The sequence below is a fragment of the Lichenibacterium dinghuense genome (genome assembly GCF_021730615.1).
GTDB lineage: Bacteria > Pseudomonadota > Alphaproteobacteria > Rhizobiales > Beijerinckiaceae > Lichenihabitans > Lichenihabitans dinghuensis.
Genome location: NZ_JAJLMN010000001.1, coordinates 78,139 through 94,394 on the forward strand (window position 1 = coordinate 78,139; position 16,256 = coordinate 94,394).

Genomic DNA, 16,256 nt, shown 5'->3' on the forward strand with positions numbered 1-16,256 from the left:
TGAGATGTCCGGGACGGTGGCGAGGGGCGAGGCCGCCCCGAACGGCGCGGAGGTCGTGGTGGTGGGCGGGGGCGTCAGCGGGCTCAGCGCCGCCTGGTGGCTGGCCCGCTCCGGCGTCGACGTGCTGGTGCTCGACAAGGGCGTGGTCGGCTGGGAGGCGTCGGGCCGCAACGGCGGCGGCTGCTCGCACTACCAGAGCCCGCTGTTCCTCGAAGAGCAGCGGCTGTGGCCGCAGATGGACGCCCTGCTGGGCTACCCGACCGAGCACCGGCCCGAGCGCATCATCCTGGCCGTGACGGAAGGGCAATGGGAGGGCTACCGCCGCATCGCCGCGATCATCCGCGCGCAGGGCTTCGCGGTCGACGAGCTCGACCCCGCGGCGGCCCGCGAGGCGGTGCCGCTGGCGGGCGGCAACGCCGTCGGGGCCATCCACGTCCGCACCGGCGGCCACGCCAACCCGCAGCGCACCGTGCAGGCCTACGCCTGGGCGCTGCAGGACCTCGGCGGCCGCATCCTCCAGCACACGCCGGCGGTTCGCGTCGTCCTGCGCGGCGGGCGCGTCGCGGGGGTCGAGACGGCGGCGGGCGTGATCGGCTGCGACCACCTGGTCGTGGCGGCCGGCCCGCAGGCCGAGGCGCTGCTCGCGCCCGCCGGCGTGCGGCTGCCGCTCGCCGCGGCCCGCGCCGAGATGATCGTCACCGAGCCCCTGCCCCCCATGCGGGTCGGCGGCACGGACGGCAACGGCCTCTACGGACGGCAGACGCTGCGCGGCAACCTCGCCTACGGGGGCGGCCCGCACGAGTGGCTGGCGACCGAGGCCGCGGGCCCGCGCGCCCGGCCGGGCTCGCCGCTGCTCGCCAACCTGTCGCGGCGCCTGGCCGAGCTGTTCCCGAAGGCCGCGCACGCCCGCGTGATCCGCTCCTGGGCCGGCATCGTCGAGAACACGCCCGACGGCCGACCCGTCATCGACCGCCCGGCCGATCCCGGCAACCTTACGGTCTGCACCATGTCGGGCGTGGGCTTCGGCCTGTCGCCGGCCAGCGGCCACGCGGTGCGCGACCTCGTGCTCGACGGGCGCTGCTCCTTCGCCGAGATCGGCAAGCTCGGCCTCGACCGCTTCAACGACCTGCCGCTCGACTGGCGCGAGCGCCAGGGCTGGTTCACGCCGGCGGCGGCGTGACGAGCCCGTCTCCCGAATGGGGGAGGGCGACACCCCCGCGACGTCGAACCAGGACCCTCCCATGACACACGCCTCCCCGCCCCGCGTCCTCGTCGTCGGCTCGGGCATCGCCGGCCTGTCGACCGCCTGGGCGCTCGTGCGCCGCGGCTTCGCGGTCGAGGTGTTCGAGCAGGGACAGGTGCCCAACGCCAAGGCCTCGTCCTACGACGAGCACCGCATCACCCGGCACGCCTACGGCACCTTCGACGGCTACGCCCGGCTGATGCCGGACGCCTTCCGGGTCTACGAAGACCTGTGGGCCGACCTCGGTGCACGACACTTCGAGCCGCTGCCCCTCGTGGTGCTGAAGCGCGAGGACGTGCCCTGGTACGCGGCCAGCCGCGCCTCCATGGACGAGCTCGACGTCGCCCACCGCGACATCCCGCTCGGCGAGGTCGCGTCCCGCTATCCGATGCTGGAGCCGGGCGGGCTCACCGGCGCCTACGAGGCCGAGGGCGCGGGCGTGCTGTTCCCCATCCGCATCCTCACCGACCTGGTGGTGCACCTCGCCTCCCGCGGCGTGCGCTTCCACGCCGGCGCCCGCGTCGACGCCGTCGACCCCGAGGCCGCGACCGTGCGGGTCGGCGCCCGCACCCACGCCGGCGACGCCGTCGTGGTGGCGGCCGGCGCCTGGGTCGATCGGCTGGTGCCGCGGCTCAGGGGCGTCGCCGTGCCGTCGCGCCAGGCCGTGGCCTTCGTGGCGCCCCCGCCCGACCTCGCCGAGGCGTGGCGGCGCGCGCCGGTGTTCATCGACCTCGGGCTGGAGTCCGGCACTTACACGCTGCCGCCGCGCCCCGGCACGCGGCTCAAGGTCGGAGACCACGAGTTCACCCGGCGCGGCGACCCGGACGGCGACCGCCTCGCCACCGACGCGGACGTGGAGCGCCTGTTCCGCGCCGCCGCGCTCTCCTACCGCGACTTCGACCGCTACACGGTGCTGGAGCGCAAGGCCTGCTTCTACACCGTCACCGAGGACGAGAGCTTCATCGCGGAGGCGATCGGCGCGCGCGGTTACGTGCTCAGCGCCTGTTCGGGCCACGGCTTCAAGCTCGGCGCGCTGATGGGCGAGGGCGTGGCCCGCGTCATCGCCGGCGAGCGTCCGCGCGACGAGCTGCCCCATTGGGCAGCGGGGCGCGATCGGCGCGCCGCCGCCTGAGAGCCCTCACCTGTAGCCGGCCGCCTGCAGCTCGAACAGCGCGGCGTAGCGGCCGCCCCGCGCCAGCAGCTCGGCGTGCGAGCCGCTCTCGGCGACGCGGCCCTCCTCCAGCACCAGGATGCGGTCCGCCATCCGCACCGTCGAGAAGCGGTGCGAGATGATCAGGCAGGCGCGCCCGAGGCTGAGGTCGCGGAAGCGCCGGAACACCTCGTATTCGGCGCGGGCGTCGAGGGCCGCGGTCGGCTCGTCGAGCACCAGCACGGCCCCATCGCGCATGTAGGCGCGGGCGATGGCGACCTTCTGCCATTCGCCGCCCGACAGCTCGACGCCGTCCTTGAAGCGGCGGCCGAGCGGCTGCTCGTAGCCCTGCGGCAGGCGCGCCACCACGCGGTCCGCCAGCGCGCGCTCGGCCGCGTCGACGACCCGCTCGCGCTCGCCGGAGGCCGAGATCAGCCCGACCTCGATGTTCTCGGCCGCCGTGAAGGAATAGCGCACGAAGTCCTGGAGGATCAGCGCGATCCGGGTCCTGAGGTCGTCGAGCGCGAAGCGGCGCAGGTCGATGCCGTCGACGGTGATGCGCCCTTCCGTGGGGTCGTAGAGGCGCGACAGCAGCTTCACGATCGTGGTCTTGCCGGCGCCGTTCTCGCCCACCAGCGCCACCACCTCGGCCGGCCCGATCGCGAGGTCGAGGCCCCGCACGGCCCAGCGCTCGCTCTCGGGATAGCGGAAGCCGACGTTCTCGAAGCGGATGCCGCTGCGGATCGGCGACGGGAACGGCACGGGGTCGGGCGGCGAGGCGACGAGCGGCGCGATGTCGAGGAACGAGAACAGGTCGTCGAGGTAGGCGGCCTGCGAGGCGAGCTGCGACAGGCCGAGCAGCAATCCCTCCAGCAGCGAGCGCAGCCGCAGCAGCGAGCCGGCCAGGAAGCCGAGGTCGCCGATCGTCACCTGCCCGTCGAGCGCCCGCCACAGGATCACGGCGTAGCCGGCGTAGTAGGACAGCGCGCTGACCGTCGCGAAGAGCCCGCCCCACAGCGCGCGGCGCAGGCCGAGCCGGCGCGTGTCCCCGTACATCAGCTCCGACAGGGCGGCGAAGCGGGACGCGAGGAAGCCTTCGAGGCCGAACAGCTTGACCTCCTTGGCGGTCTCGACGCTGGCGCCGAGGTAGCGCAGGTAGTCGACCTGGCGCCGCTCCGGCGTCCGCCAGAAGTTCAAGCGGTAGCCCTCGCGGTTGAAGTGGAGCTCGCCGTAGGCGGCCGGCACCAGCGCCACCGCCAGCAGCACCAGCAGCCAGGGCGCGTAGGCGGCGAAGCCCGCCGCCAGGGCCGCGACCGTCACCACGTCCTGCGCCTGCCCGAACACGAGGGCGAGCACGGACGAGCGGCCCGTCACCTGCCGTCGAGCGCGGTCGAGCCGGTCCTGCTGGTCTGAGGACTCGAACTGCTCGAGGTCGAGCGTCGCGGCGTGGCGCATCAGCGCCAGGCTGGCGTTGTCGCTGTAGCGCTGGGCCAGGAGGTCGCCGACGAGCGACGACGCGCGGCCGAGCAGGTCGGACAGGATTCCGAGCGCCGCCTCGGCGAGGACCAGCAGCCCGACGTGGGTGAGGCGGCCCGCCGCGATCCAGTCGCCGAGGGACGGGCCGGGGTGCGGCAGCCGCGCCTCGGCCACCACGGCGTCGAGGATCAGCTTGCCGACGTAGAGGGCCGCGGTCGGGAGCAGCGCGCGGACGAGCCGCAGCGCCACGGTGAGCAGCGCCAGGGCCGGGCTCGCGCGCCACACGAGGCCGAACAGGCGCGGCAGGTTGCGCAGCGTGCCGAGCCGGTCGCGGATCGCGGGCAGCAGCCCTGTCGAGTCAGATGTCATGCGGCCGTATAGCGAATTCTCCGACCCGTCCCGAATGCGGTTCGAGGAAGCGGAGAGCACGGTGCGGCGGCGTCGGGCGCCGACGCGGGATTCCACGCCCGTCCCGCTCGTCTCCGAGGGCGTGGAACGGTCTCATCGCAGGCCGACGCGGATCCGTCGCGCCGGCACCGCCGGAGACGCCTTCGATGACCGGCATCGAGTCCAGCCCCGGCGACGGCGGTCAGAACACGCGGTGTCGCGGCAGCATGAACGATGACAGGGGCATCCATCCCGAGAGCACTGCAGACCTGCGCCATGTCGGGATTCTTCTCCGCCGACGATCCGCCGGCCGACATCGACGGCGCGCTTGCGGCGCCGTTCGACCGAGCCGTCCAGGTCGCCCACCTCGTGAAGCAGCGCCGTCTCGACCGAGAAGTTGACTCCCGTGAAAGTTGTAAGAGTTCAGCAACGACTCAGGCGACAGTCTGGCGGCCTGTCCGAGAGCACACGCCGCCGCGATGCAGAGTTCCGCCGCCCCTCCCCGTCCCTTTCCCCTGCCGCGATTCCTCGGTGACGCGAGCGGCGCGACGGCGGTCGAGTTCGGCCTCGTCTCCATCCCGTTCTTCGCCCTGCTCGGCGCGATCCTGCAGATCGCCTTCATGACCTGGGCCCAGGAGAACCTGGACTTCACGTTCCAGAAGGCGGCCCGCAGCGTCTTCACCGGCCAGTTCCAGACGGATCCCGCCAACAGCGGCGCGACGACGACGACGCTGCTGCAGGCGATCCACGACCAGATGTGCGGCCCGTCCTCGTCCAACGGCAAGTCGACGGTCTACAACTGCGCGGGTGCGAAGGTCGACCTGAAGATCGGGACGAACTTCGCGAACACAACCTTCCAAGCCCCCGTCAACCCGAACACGAGGGCCTGGGCGACGGGCTTTGGGACCAACTACACCTGCGCGGCACCGGGCGCGATCGTGATCGCAACGGCGGCCGTCGAGTTTCCGCTGTTCTTCCGGCTGTGGGATCTCGGCCTGTCGTCCTTCTCGGACGGCGGAGTGCTCCTTCAGTCGACGGCCGTGTTCCGCACGGAGCCGTACCGCACGTCCGGGGCCAGCCCGTGCTGACCGGGCCATTCCGCGCGGCGAGCCGCCGCCTCCGCGCCATCGCGGCGCGGTTCGCCCGAGCGCGCAACGCCACGTCGGCGATCGAGTTCGCGGCGATCCTGCCCCTCGTCCTCGTCCTCTGGGGCGGCATGGCGGAGACGAGCCACGCCATCGGGGTCTGGCGCAAGATGACCCTGCTGGCCCGCACGGTGGCGGACCTGACGGCGCAGGGCGACACCGTCGATCCGATGGCGCCGGCGACGATGGCCGACATCCTGGCGGCTTCGACTGCCGTCCTGCGCCCCCTGTCGGGGTCGAGCGCCAAGATCGTCGTCAGCTCCCTGGGTGTCTACGCGACGAACCTCGTCAACCCCAAGGTCTGTTCGAGCAGCGCCTCCAGCAACACCACGGCGCGCAGCACCGGCGTCGCCACCGACCTGCTGATCCCGACGGTCTTCGCGGTGGCGGGCGACCGCTACCTCCTCGCCGAGGTCAGCATGTCCTACGCGCCGATGATCGGCGGCTCGGTGATCAAGATCCTCGGCTGGGCCGGCGGGACCATCCCGATCAAGGCGAGCTTCGCCTGGCCCGTGCGCAACGGCACCGTCCACAACTCGACCAGCACGCCCGCCTCGCCCGAAGTCACCATGCCGAACGGGGCTTTCTGCTCATGACCGACCCGCGGATCTCCCGGCTCACCTCGCTGTCGTCGCGCTTCCGCGCCGCGCCCGGCGGCAACGTCGCGATCATCTTCGCCCTGTCGAGCCTCCCGCTGCTGGCCTTCACGGGGGCCGCGATCGACTACGGCCTGGCGACCCGTCTGCAGAGCAAGCTGCAGGCGGCGAACGACGCCACCGCCCTGATGCTGTGCCAGACCGCGTCCAACACCGATCCTTCTGCGCTGTACACGCAGGCACAGGCCATCCTGGCCGGCTACATGGCCCCCGCCGCGCCGCGGGTGGACAGCCCGCTCGGCTACATCGCGCCGAGCACCGGCGTCGCCCGGCAGATCACGGTGACGAGCCACATCAACTCTGGGACCTATCTTTCGCGCTACACCAAGGTGACCTCGCCGGTGGTCTCGGCGACGTCGCAATGCGCGACGCCGGTGCCGAAGACCTTCGAAATCGCGCTGGTGCTCGACAACACGGGCTCGATGGGCGAGTCGAGCAACGGCCAGTCCAAGCTCACGGCCCTGAAATCCGCCGCCAAGAACTTCGTCGAATACGTCTACAACAACGGCGCGTTCTCAGACCAGACCAAGATCGCCATCGTCCCCTTCTCGGGCGCGGTCGCGGTCAAGGACCCGAAATCAGCGACAGACTACACCGCCAAGAACGCGAACTGGATCGACTGGACGGGACAATCCGCGTATCATTGGAAGAACATCAACAAGAACCTCGCCGTCGCGTCGGGGCTGCCGACCCGCAACGACATCTTCACCTACCTGAGCTCCGTGAACCCGTCGACCTCAGTAGGCTACCCCTACTACGACTGGAACTGGGGTGGATGCTTCGAGACGCCGCCCTATCCCCAGAACGTCCAGGACGTCGCCCCGGACCCCAAGAATCCCGACTCGCTCTATCAACAATATTTCGCGCCTGACGAACCCGGACCGGGCACCCCCGTGCAGGGCAACAACGGGGGCGCATCGACCTACAAGGACACGAACAACGGCCCGAGCAACTCCGTCTGGAACGACTACCTGCCCGACACCACCTGCCAGAACCAGAGTTCGACGGCATACCGCGACGTGGAAAGCCGGGGCTGCAAGTACAAGTCCGCGACCCAGAACAACATCGCGACGAGGAACTCCACCCCGATCGGCCTCCCCACGGGGGAAACGGGCGACCTCGGGCAGAACGGGCCGAACTGGGGCTGCGCCAGCGCGCCGATGCAGCGGCTCCTCCCGCTCCGCACGGGCACCAACAAGGCCACCCTGGAGAACCTGATCTCCGTCATGACGGCGCGCGGGTCGACCAACATCCACGAGGGCTTCATGTGGGGGTGGCGCGCGCTCTCGCCCTTCAGCGTCTTCCAGGACGGCGCCAGCTACAACACCGCTTCGACGCCGGCGGCCTCGGCCGTGACCAAGGTGCTCATCCTCATGACGGACGGCATGGACGACTGGCTCAACCTCCTGTCCAACTCGTCCAGCACGGGCAACGGGGCGATGTACAACGCGCTGGGCTACCCGACGAACTCCGCCGTGAACGCGCCGAGCACGTCGACCGATCCCGCGGGCACGTCGCCCAACCCGCGCCTGCAATCCAACCACCAGACGCCGCAGATCGAACAGGGCACCAACAACATCTGGGACCCGTCCTCGTCCTCGGGCAGAAGCGCGATCGACGGCCTCTTCGCCGAGGCCTGCACGAACGCCAAAGCCTCACCGAGTCCGAACGACCCCCCGAAGCTGTCGATCTACACGATCGCCTTCAGCATCCCGGGCGACCCCATCGATCAGACCGGGCAGAACCTGCTCAAGACCTGTGCCTCGTCGGCCGGTCAGTATTTCCTCGCCAACGACTCGAACGGCCTCATCTCGGCCTTCAGCAAGATCGCCAACAGCATCGGCGCGCTACGGATCAGCCAATGAACCGCGCCGCGCAGGAGCGGCTGGTCCCCGGCGGATGACCGCTTCCGATCTCGTCGACGCGGAACCACGGCGGCCGGCGTCGCCGCCGTGAGCCTCCGCGGCGGAGCTCAGCCGCGCCGGCTCGGCGCGCTCCAGTCCATCACCGGGCCGAGCGGCACGATGCCGGTCGGGTTGATGGCGCGGTGGCTGCCGTAATAGTGGCCCTTGATGTGATCGAAGTCGACCGTTTCGGCCACGCCCGGCCGTTGGTACAGGTGCCGCGCGTAGTCCCACAGCGCCGGAAAGTCGACGAGGCGGCGCAGGTTGCACTTGAAGTGACCGTGATACACGGCGTCGAACCGCACCAGCGTCGTGAACAGCCGCCAGTCGGCCTCCGTCGCCGCGTCGCCGCAGAGGTAGGTCCGGTCCGACAGCCGTTCCTCCAGCCAGTCCATCGTGTCGAACAGCGGCCCGACGGCGGCCTCGTAGGCGGCCTGTGCCGTGGCGAAGCCGGCGCGGTACACGCCGCTGTTCAGCGTCGCGTAGACGCGCTCGTTGACGGCGTCGATCTCGGCCCGCAACGCCTCGGGGTAGAAGTCGCCCGGCGCCGCGCCCACCGCATCGAAGGCGGTGTTGAAGATGCGGATGACCTCGGACGACTCGTTGTTGACGATCGTGCCGGCCTCGCGGTCCCACAGCACCGGCACGGTCACCCGGCCCGTGTAGCGCGGGTCGGCGCGGTGGTAGACCTCGTGGAGGAGGCGCGCCCCGTCCGGGTCCGGCACGACGCCGGGGCCGGGCGCGAAGGTCCAGCCGTCCTCGCGCATCAGCCAGTGGACCACGGACAGGCCGACGATACCCTCCAGCCCCTTCAGGCGCCGGACGATCAGCGCGCGATGCGCCCAGGGACAGGCGAGCGAGACGTAGAGGTGGTAACGGCCGGCCGCGGGCGGGTGCGGGCCCCCCGCCTCGACCGTGCCGCGGAAGCGCGTCGGCGGCCGCTCGAAGCGCCCGTCCTTCGCGTGGGCGAGGTCCTCGTCGCTGCGCCAGGCGCCGTCCACCATCTCGCCCATGGCCCGCTCCCTCAGGCCGCGCGGCGGCGGCCGGCGGGCGCGCCGCCGGTCTCGGCGAACAGCTCCGCCAGCTTCTCCGTCATCGCGCCGCCGAGTTCCTCCGCGTCGACGATGGTGACTGCGCGGCGGTAGTAGCGCGTCACATCGTGGCCGATGCCGATAGCGATGAGCTCGACGGGCGAGCGCGTCTCGATCTCCTCGATCATCGCCCGGAGGTGCTTCTCCAGGTAGTTGCCGGCGTTGACCGACAGGGTCGAGTCGTCGACCGGCGCGCCGTCCGAGATCATCATCAGGATCTTGCGCTGCTCGGGGCGGCCGAGCAGGCGCTTGTGCGCCCAGTCGAGCGCCTCCCCGTCGATGTTCTCCTTGAGCAGGCCCTCGCGCATCATCAGGCCGAGGTTGCGCCGTGCGCGCCGCCAGGGCGCGTCCGCGGCCTTGTAGATGACGTGGCGCAGGTCGTTGAGGCGGCCCGGGGTGGCGGGCTTGCCGCCCTGCAGCCACGCCTCGCGCGACTGCCCGCCCTTCCAGGCCTTGGTGGTGAAGCCCAGGATCTCGACCTTGACGCCGCAGCGCTCCAGCGTCCGCGCCAGGATGTCGGCGCAGGTCGCCGCGACCGTGATGGGGCGCCCGCGCATCGAGCCGGAATTGTCGAGCAGCAGCGTCACCACCGTGTCGCGGAAGTCGGTGTCCTTCTCGCGCTTGAAGGACAGCGGCTGCTGCGGGTCGATCACCACGCGCGACAGGCGCGCGGGGTCGAGCATGCCCTCCTCGAGGTCGAACTCCCAGGCGCGGCTCTGCTGCGCCATCAGCCGCCGCTGCAGCCGGTTGGCGAGCCGCGCCACGACGGAGGACAGGTTGTTGAGCTGCTTGTCGAGGTAGGCGCGCAGCCGCTCCAACTCCTCGGCGTCGCAGAGCTGCTCGGCCGCCACGACCTCGTCGAACTTGGTCGTGAAGGCCTTGTAGTCAGGGCCCTTGCTCTCGGTGGCGGGCGGCGCGGGGCGGCGGCTCTCGGCGGCCTCCTCGGCCTCGCCGTCGTCCTGCTCCTCCAGGGTCTCGCCGGCCGGCGCGTCGGGGCTCTCCATCGCCCCCTCCTCCATGTCGTCGGCGGAGGATTCGGCGGTGTCCATCTCCAGCGTCTGGCCGGTCTCGGCCTCCTGGCCCTCACCCTCGGACTGGTCGGCGTCGTCCTGCGCCTGGTCCTCGTTCTCCTCGTCGTTCTCCTCCTCGCGGTCGAAGGACGACGGGTCGGCCATGTCGAGGGACTGAAGCAGCTTGTGGATGGAGCGGCCGAAGGCGCGCTGGTCCTCCAGCAGCGTGTCGAGCCGGTCGAGGTCGGAGCCGGCGCGCTCCTCGATCCAGGGACGCCACAGGTCGACGATGGTCTGGGCGTTCGGCGGCGGGGCGCGGCCGGTCAGCCGCTCGCGCACCATCAGCGCCACCGCGTCCTCGATGGGCGCGTCGGCGCGGTCGGTGATCTCGGCGTAGTTGCCGCGGTGGTAGCGGTCCTCCAGCATGGCGGCGAGGTTGACGCCCACACCCTCCATGCGGCGTGCGCCGATCGACTCGACCCGCACCTGCTCGACGGCCTCGAACACCGTGCGCGCGGCCTGCGCCTCGGGCAGGAGGCGGCGATGGGTCGCGGCGTCGTGGCAGGCGAGCTTCAGCGCCATCGAGTCGGCGTGGCCGCGCACGATGGCGGCCTCGCGCGGGCTGAGCTTGCGGGCGGGCTCGGGCAGGCGCGCCTTGGCGCTCTCGCCATGGCCGATCACGCTGGGCTTGTCGGGCGCGTAGGTGACTTCGAGCTCGGGCGTCCGCGACATGGCCCGCATGCAGGCGGCGACGGAGCGCTTGAACGGCTCCTGCGGGCTCTCGGCCGGGACGCCGGGCTTACGGTTGGACAGCGGGCTCATGGGATCTCGGGCGGGTTTGGGCGGCATGCGGGGCGAAGCGTCACGGTTCGGGCCAGACGATGGGGCGCGTCATAGCCTCTCGATAGGTGAGCGTGGTCACCTCCGGAATGTCTCCATCCTCGAGACCGGTCTCGTTGAGCGCAGCGACCCGGCCCTGTTTGAACGCCTCTTCGAACATCTGCGGGAGCCGCGCGCCGAGGGATGGTGCTTCAGCGAGCAGTGCGTCGAGTTGGCGACGCTGTTCTCGGATCGTCCGAGCCCAACTCCCGCTTCGCCGCTGCGGTTGGTGTTCCCACTTCAGGACGTGGGCTAGAACGAGGCTGAGGCGGCTGACGAACTCCTGGCGCACGCGGCGGGCCATGTCCTCGACCTCGTCGACGAGATTGTCGACATCCAACTCCTGGAAGCGACCGAGCTTGATCAACTCGGCCTGTTGCATCGCCCAGGCGTGGACGTCGACGTCATAGGACGCCCGGGCACGCGACGTCAGCGCTTCACCATCGCCCGTCATCGACGCCGAGATCGCGTGCTCCACGGCTCGTCTCCTTCCGGCCGTGCGCCGCTGCGCGCCGCCCCGCGGCGTCAGCTCAGCGCGACGTTGACGGCGCTCTCCGGCAGCTCCTTGCCGAAGCTGCGCTGATAGAACTCCGCCACCAGCGAACGCTCCAGCTCGTCGCACTTGTTCAGGAACGTCAGGCGGAAGGCGAAGCCGATGTCGCCGAAGATGTCGGCGTTCTCGGCCCAGGTGATGACCGTGCGGGGGCTCATCACCGTGGAAAGATCGCCGGCCGTGAAGGCGTTGCGGGTGAGGTCGGCCACGCGCACCATCTTGTTGACGGTGTCGCGCCCCTCCTTGGAGCCCTGGTAGTGCGGCGCCTTGGCCTGCACGATGTCGACCTCGCGGTCGTGCGACAGGTAGTTCAGCGTCGTCACGATCGACCAGCGGTCCATCTGGCCCTGGTTGATCTGCTGCGTGCCGTGATACAGGCCGGACGTGTCGCCGAGCCCCACCGTGTTGGCGGTCGCGAAGAGGCGGAAGGCCGGGTGCGGCTTGATCACGCGCTTCTGGTCGAGCAGCGTGAGGCGGCCCGACTGTTCCAGCACGCGCTGGATCACGAACATCACGTCGGGGCGCCCGGCGTCGTACTCGTCGAAGCAGATCGCCACGTTGTTCTGCAGCGCCCAGGGCAGCATGCCGTCGCGGAACTCGGTGACCTGCTTGCCGTCCTGCAGCACGATCGCGTCCTTGCCGACGAGGTCGACGCGGGACACGTGGCTGTCGAGGTTGATGCGGATGCAGGGCCAGTTCAGCCGCGCCGCCACCTGCTCGACGTGGCTCGACTTGCCGGTGCCGTGATAGCCGGTGATCATCACGCGGCGGTTGCGGGCGAAGCCGGCCAGGATGGCCAGCGTGGTGTCGCGGTCGAACAGGTAATCGGGATCGCGGTCCGGCACGTGCTCCTCGGGCCGCGAATAGGCCGGCACGAGCAGGTCGGAGTCGATGCCGAAGACGTCCCGCACGGAGATCCTCGTGTCGGGAAGGGACTGCGTGTCTGTCATGGCGTTCTGCATCGATCCTTCGGGCCCGACCCCGGGGAGCGGGGCGGCGCCCGCTCCTCTGGGCTGTCGTGGTGTCACAAGGCCGCGGGGCGGCCGGAATCTTCGGTCAACGGGCCGCGCCGGCGGCCGGCGGGGAAAGCTTGATCGTCTTGAGGAAGTTATAGGCGCGGATGATGTCGCGCAATTTGTCCTCGTTGGACCGGTCGCCGCCGTTGGCGTCCGGATGCAATTGCTTGACCAGCCGCTTGTAGCGCGCCTTGACGGCCGCGGCATCCGCCGTCTCGTCGAGGCCCATGGTGGTCAGGGCCTTGGTGGTGGCGATGGAATAGTGGGCGCGGCGGGGCGAAGCCGGATGGCCCTGGCGGGCCCGGGCGCGGAAGATGCCGAGCGAGTCCGGGTGGAGGTCGTCGGGCGAGGAGGCTTCGCCGGCGGCGCGGTTGACGCCCATGTTCCAGGTCGGGCGGTGGCCGACCAGCGCCTCCTTCTGGTACTTCTGCACGGCATCGTCGCTCATGCCGCTGAAATAATCGTATGTGGCGTTGTATTCCCTCACGTGGTCGATGCAGAAACAGAAATACTGCCCCTCCCGGTCGCGGCCCTGCGGAGCCCGATAGTCTCCGGCGTTGGTGCACCCCGGATGATCGCACGGCGTCGTCGACGGCACTGCGGCCGCCTTGCCGCTCTTGCCCGCGCTTTTGGAGCGGATGCGGTCGAAATGGTGCGAGTTGAGGTTCATCACGGGCCTATTATGGGGGAGAACGCGGTCGTCGCAAGGCAGCCCGGGGCGCATCCCTGCCCCGACGACGACCCGGCTTCCCGACCCCCGAAGGACCCTCGCCATGAGCGCCAAAGACCGCATCGTCGCCGCCCTGACCGAGGGGCTGCGCCCGCAATCGCTCGACGTGATCGACGAGTCGCACCACCACGCCGGCCACATGGGCTCGCGGCCGTCGGGCGAGACGCATTTCCGCGTGCGGATCACCGCGGAAGCCTTCGCGAACAAGAGCCGGGTCGACCGCCACCGCGCCGTGAACGCGCTCCTGGCCGACGAACTGCAGCCGAACGGGGTCCACGCCCTCGCGATCGAGGCGCGGGCGCCGGGCGAAGCGGGCCGTTGACGCCCGACGCCGTTCCGCGGAGCCGCGAGATCGGCTAGGAGGCTCCGCGGAAGCCGCGGGACCGATCCCCGCGCGGCGGCACGGCGGAGGGGCGATCGATGTCGGACATGAGGCTCGTCGTCACCGGCGCGGGCGGGCGGATGGGGCGCATGCTCATCGCGGCCGTGCAGTCCACGCCGGGCGTGACCCTGTCGGCCGCGCTGGAGCGCGAAGGCTCGCCCGCGCTCGGCGCGGACGCCGGCACGCTGGCGGGCCTCGGCCCGATCGGCGTGGCCGTGACCGAGGACGCGCTCGAAGCCTTCGTGGGCGCCGAAGGCGTGCTCGACTTCACGGGCCCGGCCGCCACGGCGCAGTTCGCCGCGCTCGCCGCCCAGGCCCGCATCGCCCACGTGATCGGCACCACGGGCCTCGACGAGGCGGTGCTGGCCGGCATCGAGGCGGCGTCACGCCACGCGCCGATCGTGCGCTCGGGCAACATGAGCCTCGGCGTCAACCTCCTCGCCGCGCTGGTGCGCCGCGCCGCGCGGGCGCTCGGGTCCGACTGGGACATCGAGGTCGTCGAGACGCATCACCGCATGAAGGTGGACGCGCCCTCCGGCACGGCGCTGCTGCTGGGCGAGGCCGCCGCCGATGGCCGGGGCGTGGCGCTCGCCGAGGCCGCCGTGCGGGCGCGCGACGGCATCACCGGCGCGCGCGAGCCCGGCACCATCGGCTTCGCGTCCCTGCGCGGCGGCACCGTGGTGGGCGAGCATTCGGTGATCTTCGCCGGCGACGGCGAGCGCATCGAGCTCAGCCATCGCGCCGAGGATCGCGCGCTCTTCGCCCGCGGCGCCGTGAAGGCGGCCCTGTGGGCGCGCGGGCGCCGCCCCGGCCTTTACAGCATGGCCGACGTGCTCGACCTTGCCGCATCCTGATCCAACACCGAGAGCTCCCCGCATGGACCGCCTGCTCGTCCTGATCCGCCACGGCCAGTCCGACTGGAACCTGAAGAACCTGTTCACCGGCTGGAAGGACCCGGACCTGTCGCCGAAGGGCGTCGAGGAGGCCCGGGCGGCGGGGCGGGCGCTGAAGGGCGTCGGGCCCTTCGACGTGGCCTTCACCTCCGCCCTCACGCGGGCCCAGCACACCTGCCGCCTCGTGCTCGGCGAGGTCGGCCAGGAGAACCTCGACACCATACGCGACGAGGCGCTGAACGAGCGCGACTACGGCGACCTGTCCGGCCTCAACAAGGACGAGGCGCGCGAGAAGTGGGGCGCCGACCAGGTCCACGTGTGGCGCCGCTCCTACGCGGTGAACCCGCCCGGCGGCGAGTCGCTGCGCGACACGGTGGCCCGCGCCCTGCCGTTCTACAACCAGCGCATCCTGCCGCGCGTGCTCGGCGGGCAGAAGGTGCTGGTTGCGGCCCACGGCAACTCGCTGCGCTCGCTCATCATGGTGCTCGACGGCCTGTCGCCGGAGGGGATCGTCGGCGTCGAGCTCGAGACCGGCGTGCCGATCGTGTACCGCCTTAAGGCGGACTCGACGGTGGACAGCAAGGAGGTGCTGAAGCCGTGACGGTCCGGCCCGGGGTCGCGTCGAGGGGTTGATCCCGGCGGCCCGATGGGGCATAGGACGCTTCGACGCGGCGGGTCATCCCGCCGCCTTTCTTTTGATCGGGTGCTGTGATGAAGGTCCGCAATTCGTTGAAGTCGCTCCGCGGACGCCACCGCGACAACCAGCTCGTCCGCCGCAAGGGCCGGGTCTACATCATCAACAAGACCCAGAAGCGCTACAAGGCTCGCCAGGGCTGAGCCTTCCGCGCCACATCTCGATGATGCAGAGCCCCGGGACCCCGTCCCGGGGCTTTTGGCGTGGCCGGCCGCTTTGACGGGTGGTCCACCGCGGCCTATCTAGGGGCGATGCGGATCGTCATGCCTTCCGCCGCGGCATTGGCGGCGGCCCTCGCCCTCACGGCCCCCTCGTGGGCAGCACCCGCGTTCGGCGCGGCGCCGGCCGACGCGGACGCGCCGTCGCGCGGGCCGCAGCCGTTCTTCCATCGCGGGCCGGACGGCGACCTCGACGCCTTTCCGGGCTTCCCGGGGCTGAAGGCGCCGCCGCTGCCGAATCGCCCCGCGCCGGCCGCCGAGGCGGCGCCGGACGGGAAGCCCGGCGCACCCGAGGCGGCGCCCCCCAAACCGCCGACCCGTGCCGAGCGCCTCGATCGGCTGATGGACCGCCTCGCCAAGGCGCAGGACCCGGAGGAGGCGAGCGGCATCGCGGCCCTGGTCCAGCGGACGTGGATGGAATCGGGCTCGGACACCGCCGATCTCCTGATGGCGCGGGCCCTCGTGGCGATGGAGGGCAAGCGCACGGACGTCGCCGCGGCCCTGCTCGACAAGATCATCGAGCTCCGCCCCGGATGGGCCGAGGCCTGGAACCGGCGCGCCACGCTGCGCTACCTCGACGGCGACGACACGGGGTCGATGGAGGACATCAGCCACGTGCTGGCGCTGGAGCCGCGCCACTTCGGCGCGCTCAGCGGCATGGGGTTCATCCTGGCGCGCCACGGCGAGAACGCTGCGGCCCTGCGCGCGCTGCGCCGGGCGCTCGCGGTCTATCCCGGCGACGCCGAACTCCGGAAGGCCGTCGACAAGCTCGCGCCGAGCGTGGAAGGACAGGACCTTTGAGGGTCGGACGTCGGGCGAGCTGTGGGAC

At 71.2% G+C, this 16,256-nt stretch carries 16 protein-coding genes; 10 read left to right on the top strand and 6 right to left on the bottom strand.

Going from position 1 to position 16,256, the window contains the following annotated elements:
• Positions 1-4 precede the first annotated feature (4 nt).
• Together L7N97_RS00375 and L7N97_RS00380 are read left to right on the top strand one after the other, a co-directional pair.
• On the top strand, positions 5-1,180 hold the full coding sequence (locus tag L7N97_RS00375) for an NAD(P)/FAD-dependent oxidoreductase (protein ID WP_237476404.1): 1,176 nt from the start codon (positions 5-7) through the stop codon (positions 1,178-1,180).
• A 61-nt stretch (positions 1,181-1,241) separates the two neighbouring features.
• Positions 1,242-2,375, top strand: a complete 1,134-nt coding sequence (locus L7N97_RS00380; RefSeq protein WP_237476405.1) for an NAD(P)/FAD-dependent oxidoreductase — start codon at positions 1,242-1,244, stop codon at positions 2,373-2,375.
• Between the two features lie 6 nt (positions 2,376-2,381).
• On the opposite strand, the gene L7N97_RS00385 is transcribed toward L7N97_RS00380, so the two are convergent.
• Positions 2,382-4,238, bottom strand: coding sequence for an ABC transporter ATP-binding protein (locus L7N97_RS00385; RefSeq protein ID WP_237476406.1), 1,857 nt, complete (start codon positions 4,236-4,238; stop codon positions 2,382-2,384).
• A gap of 497 nt (positions 4,239-4,735) precedes the next feature.
• Between L7N97_RS00385 and L7N97_RS00390 the strand changes: the two genes are divergently transcribed.
• From L7N97_RS00390 to L7N97_RS00400, 3 genes are read left to right on the top strand one after another with little or no spacing between them, the layout of a single operon-like run.
• The gene (locus L7N97_RS00390) at positions 4,736-5,344 is read left to right on the top strand and encodes a TadE/TadG family type IV pilus assembly protein (protein ID WP_237476407.1); all 609 of its coding nucleotides are present in this window, start codon (positions 4,736-4,738) and stop codon (positions 5,342-5,344) included.
• Positions 5,338-5,997 carry a TadE/TadG family type IV pilus assembly protein gene (locus L7N97_RS00395; protein WP_237476408.1) on the top strand — a complete coding sequence of 220 codons (660 nt, stop codon included), beginning with the start codon at positions 5,338-5,340 and terminating at the stop codon, positions 5,995-5,997. The genes L7N97_RS00390 and L7N97_RS00395 overlap by 7 nt, the downstream gene beginning before the upstream one ends.
• The gene (locus tag L7N97_RS00400; RefSeq protein ID WP_237476409.1) at positions 5,994-7,922 is read left to right on the top strand and encodes a pilus assembly protein; all 1,929 of its coding nucleotides are present in this window, start codon (positions 5,994-5,996) and stop codon (positions 7,920-7,922) included. The genes L7N97_RS00395 and L7N97_RS00400 overlap by 4 nt, the downstream gene beginning before the upstream one ends.
• Before the next feature lie 107 nt (positions 7,923-8,029).
• Here L7N97_RS00400 and L7N97_RS00405 read toward each other — a convergent pair whose 3' ends face one another.
• From L7N97_RS00405 to L7N97_RS00425, 5 genes are all read right to left on the bottom strand, one after another.
• Complete coding sequence (locus L7N97_RS00405; RefSeq protein WP_237476410.1) at positions 8,030-8,974, bottom strand: glutathione S-transferase family protein; 945 nt, start codon at positions 8,972-8,974, stop codon at positions 8,030-8,032.
• An 11-nt stretch (positions 8,975-8,985) separates the two neighbouring features.
• On the bottom strand, positions 8,986-10,884 hold the full coding sequence (gene cobT, locus L7N97_RS00410) for a cobaltochelatase subunit CobT (protein WP_237476411.1): 1,899 nt from the start codon (positions 10,882-10,884) through the stop codon (positions 8,986-8,988).
• Between the two features lie 40 nt (positions 10,885-10,924).
• The gene (locus L7N97_RS00415) at positions 10,925-11,419 is read right to left on the bottom strand and encodes a DUF29 domain-containing protein (RefSeq protein ID WP_237476412.1); all 495 of its coding nucleotides are present in this window, start codon (positions 11,417-11,419) and stop codon (positions 10,925-10,927) included.
• A 47-nt stretch (positions 11,420-11,466) separates the two neighbouring features.
• Positions 11,467-12,444, bottom strand: a complete 978-nt coding sequence (cobS, locus tag L7N97_RS00420) for a cobaltochelatase subunit CobS (RefSeq protein ID WP_428980941.1) — start codon at positions 12,442-12,444, stop codon at positions 11,467-11,469.
• 106 nt (positions 12,445-12,550) lie between these two features.
• On the bottom strand, positions 12,551-13,180 hold the full coding sequence (locus L7N97_RS00425; protein ID WP_237476414.1) for a J domain-containing protein: 630 nt from the start codon (positions 13,178-13,180) through the stop codon (positions 12,551-12,553).
• Positions 13,181-13,283: 103 nt separating this feature from the next.
• Between L7N97_RS00425 and L7N97_RS00430 the strand changes: the two genes are divergently transcribed.
• From L7N97_RS00430 to L7N97_RS00450, 5 genes are all read left to right on the top strand, one after another.
• Positions 13,284-13,562 carry a BolA family protein gene (locus L7N97_RS00430; RefSeq protein WP_237476415.1) on the top strand — a complete coding sequence of 93 codons (279 nt, stop codon included), beginning with the start codon at positions 13,284-13,286 and terminating at the stop codon, positions 13,560-13,562.
• A gap of 107 nt (positions 13,563-13,669) precedes the next feature.
• Positions 13,670-14,476 carry a 4-hydroxy-tetrahydrodipicolinate reductase gene (gene dapB / locus L7N97_RS00435; RefSeq protein WP_428981040.1) on the top strand — a complete coding sequence of 269 codons (807 nt, stop codon included), beginning with the start codon at positions 13,670-13,672 and terminating at the stop codon, positions 14,474-14,476.
• Positions 14,477-14,498: 22 nt separating this feature from the next.
• Complete coding sequence (locus tag L7N97_RS00440) at positions 14,499-15,116, top strand: 2,3-bisphosphoglycerate-dependent phosphoglycerate mutase (protein ID WP_237476417.1); 618 nt, start codon at positions 14,499-14,501, stop codon at positions 15,114-15,116.
• A gap of 110 nt (positions 15,117-15,226) precedes the next feature.
• Positions 15,227-15,352 (top strand): type B 50S ribosomal protein L36, encoded by a 126-nt coding sequence (gene ykgO, locus L7N97_RS00445; RefSeq protein ID WP_012590802.1) that lies wholly within the window; start codon positions 15,227-15,229, stop codon positions 15,350-15,352.
• Positions 15,353-15,472: 120 nt separating this feature from the next.
• The gene (locus L7N97_RS00450) at positions 15,473-16,228 is read left to right on the top strand and encodes a hypothetical protein (protein ID WP_237476418.1); all 756 of its coding nucleotides are present in this window, start codon (positions 15,473-15,475) and stop codon (positions 16,226-16,228) included.
• Positions 16,229-16,256: the final 28 nt, after the last annotated feature.

What these genes read in the sequence shown, in the direction of transcription:
- L7N97_RS00440 (WP_237476417.1), top strand. Translation starts at nt 14,499, where the DNA reads ATGGACCGCCTGCTCGTCCTGATCCGCCACGGCCAGTCCGACTGGAAC.
- L7N97_RS00405 (WP_237476410.1), bottom strand. Translation starts at nt 8,974, where the DNA reads ATGGGCGAGATGGTGGACGGCGCCTGGCGCAGCGACGAGGACCTCGCC.
- L7N97_RS00450 (WP_237476418.1), top strand. Translation starts at nt 15,473, where the DNA reads ATGCCTTCCGCCGCGGCATTGGCGGCGGCCCTCGCCCTCACGGCCCCC.
- L7N97_RS00385 (WP_237476406.1), bottom strand. Translation starts at nt 4,238, where the DNA reads ATGACATCTGACTCGACAGGGCTGCTGCCCGCGATCCGCGACCGGCTC.
- L7N97_RS00430 (WP_237476415.1), top strand. Translation starts at nt 13,284, where the DNA reads ATGAGCGCCAAAGACCGCATCGTCGCCGCCCTGACCGAGGGGCTGCGC.
- cobS (WP_428980941.1), bottom strand. Translation starts at nt 12,444, where the DNA reads ATGACAGACACGCAGTCCCTTCCCGACACGAGGATCTCCGTGCGGGAC.
- L7N97_RS00375 (WP_237476404.1), top strand. Translation starts at nt 5, where the DNA reads ATGTCCGGGACGGTGGCGAGGGGCGAGGCCGCCCCGAACGGCGCGGAG.
- L7N97_RS00400 (WP_237476409.1), top strand. Translation starts at nt 5,994, where the DNA reads ATGACCGACCCGCGGATCTCCCGGCTCACCTCGCTGTCGTCGCGCTTC.
- L7N97_RS00390 (WP_237476407.1), top strand. Translation starts at nt 4,736, where the DNA reads ATGCAGAGTTCCGCCGCCCCTCCCCGTCCCTTTCCCCTGCCGCGATTC.
- L7N97_RS00380 (WP_237476405.1), top strand. Translation starts at nt 1,242, where the DNA reads ATGACACACGCCTCCCCGCCCCGCGTCCTCGTCGTCGGCTCGGGCATC.
- dapB (WP_428981040.1), top strand. Translation starts at nt 13,670, where the DNA reads ATGAGGCTCGTCGTCACCGGCGCGGGCGGGCGGATGGGGCGCATGCTC.
- ykgO (WP_012590802.1), top strand. Translation starts at nt 15,227, where the DNA reads ATGAAGGTCCGCAATTCGTTGAAGTCGCTCCGCGGACGCCACCGCGAC.
- cobT (WP_237476411.1), bottom strand. Translation starts at nt 10,884, where the DNA reads ATGAGCCCGCTGTCCAACCGTAAGCCCGGCGTCCCGGCCGAGAGCCCG.
- L7N97_RS00425 (WP_237476414.1), bottom strand. Translation starts at nt 13,180, where the DNA reads ATGAACCTCAACTCGCACCATTTCGACCGCATCCGCTCCAAAAGCGCG.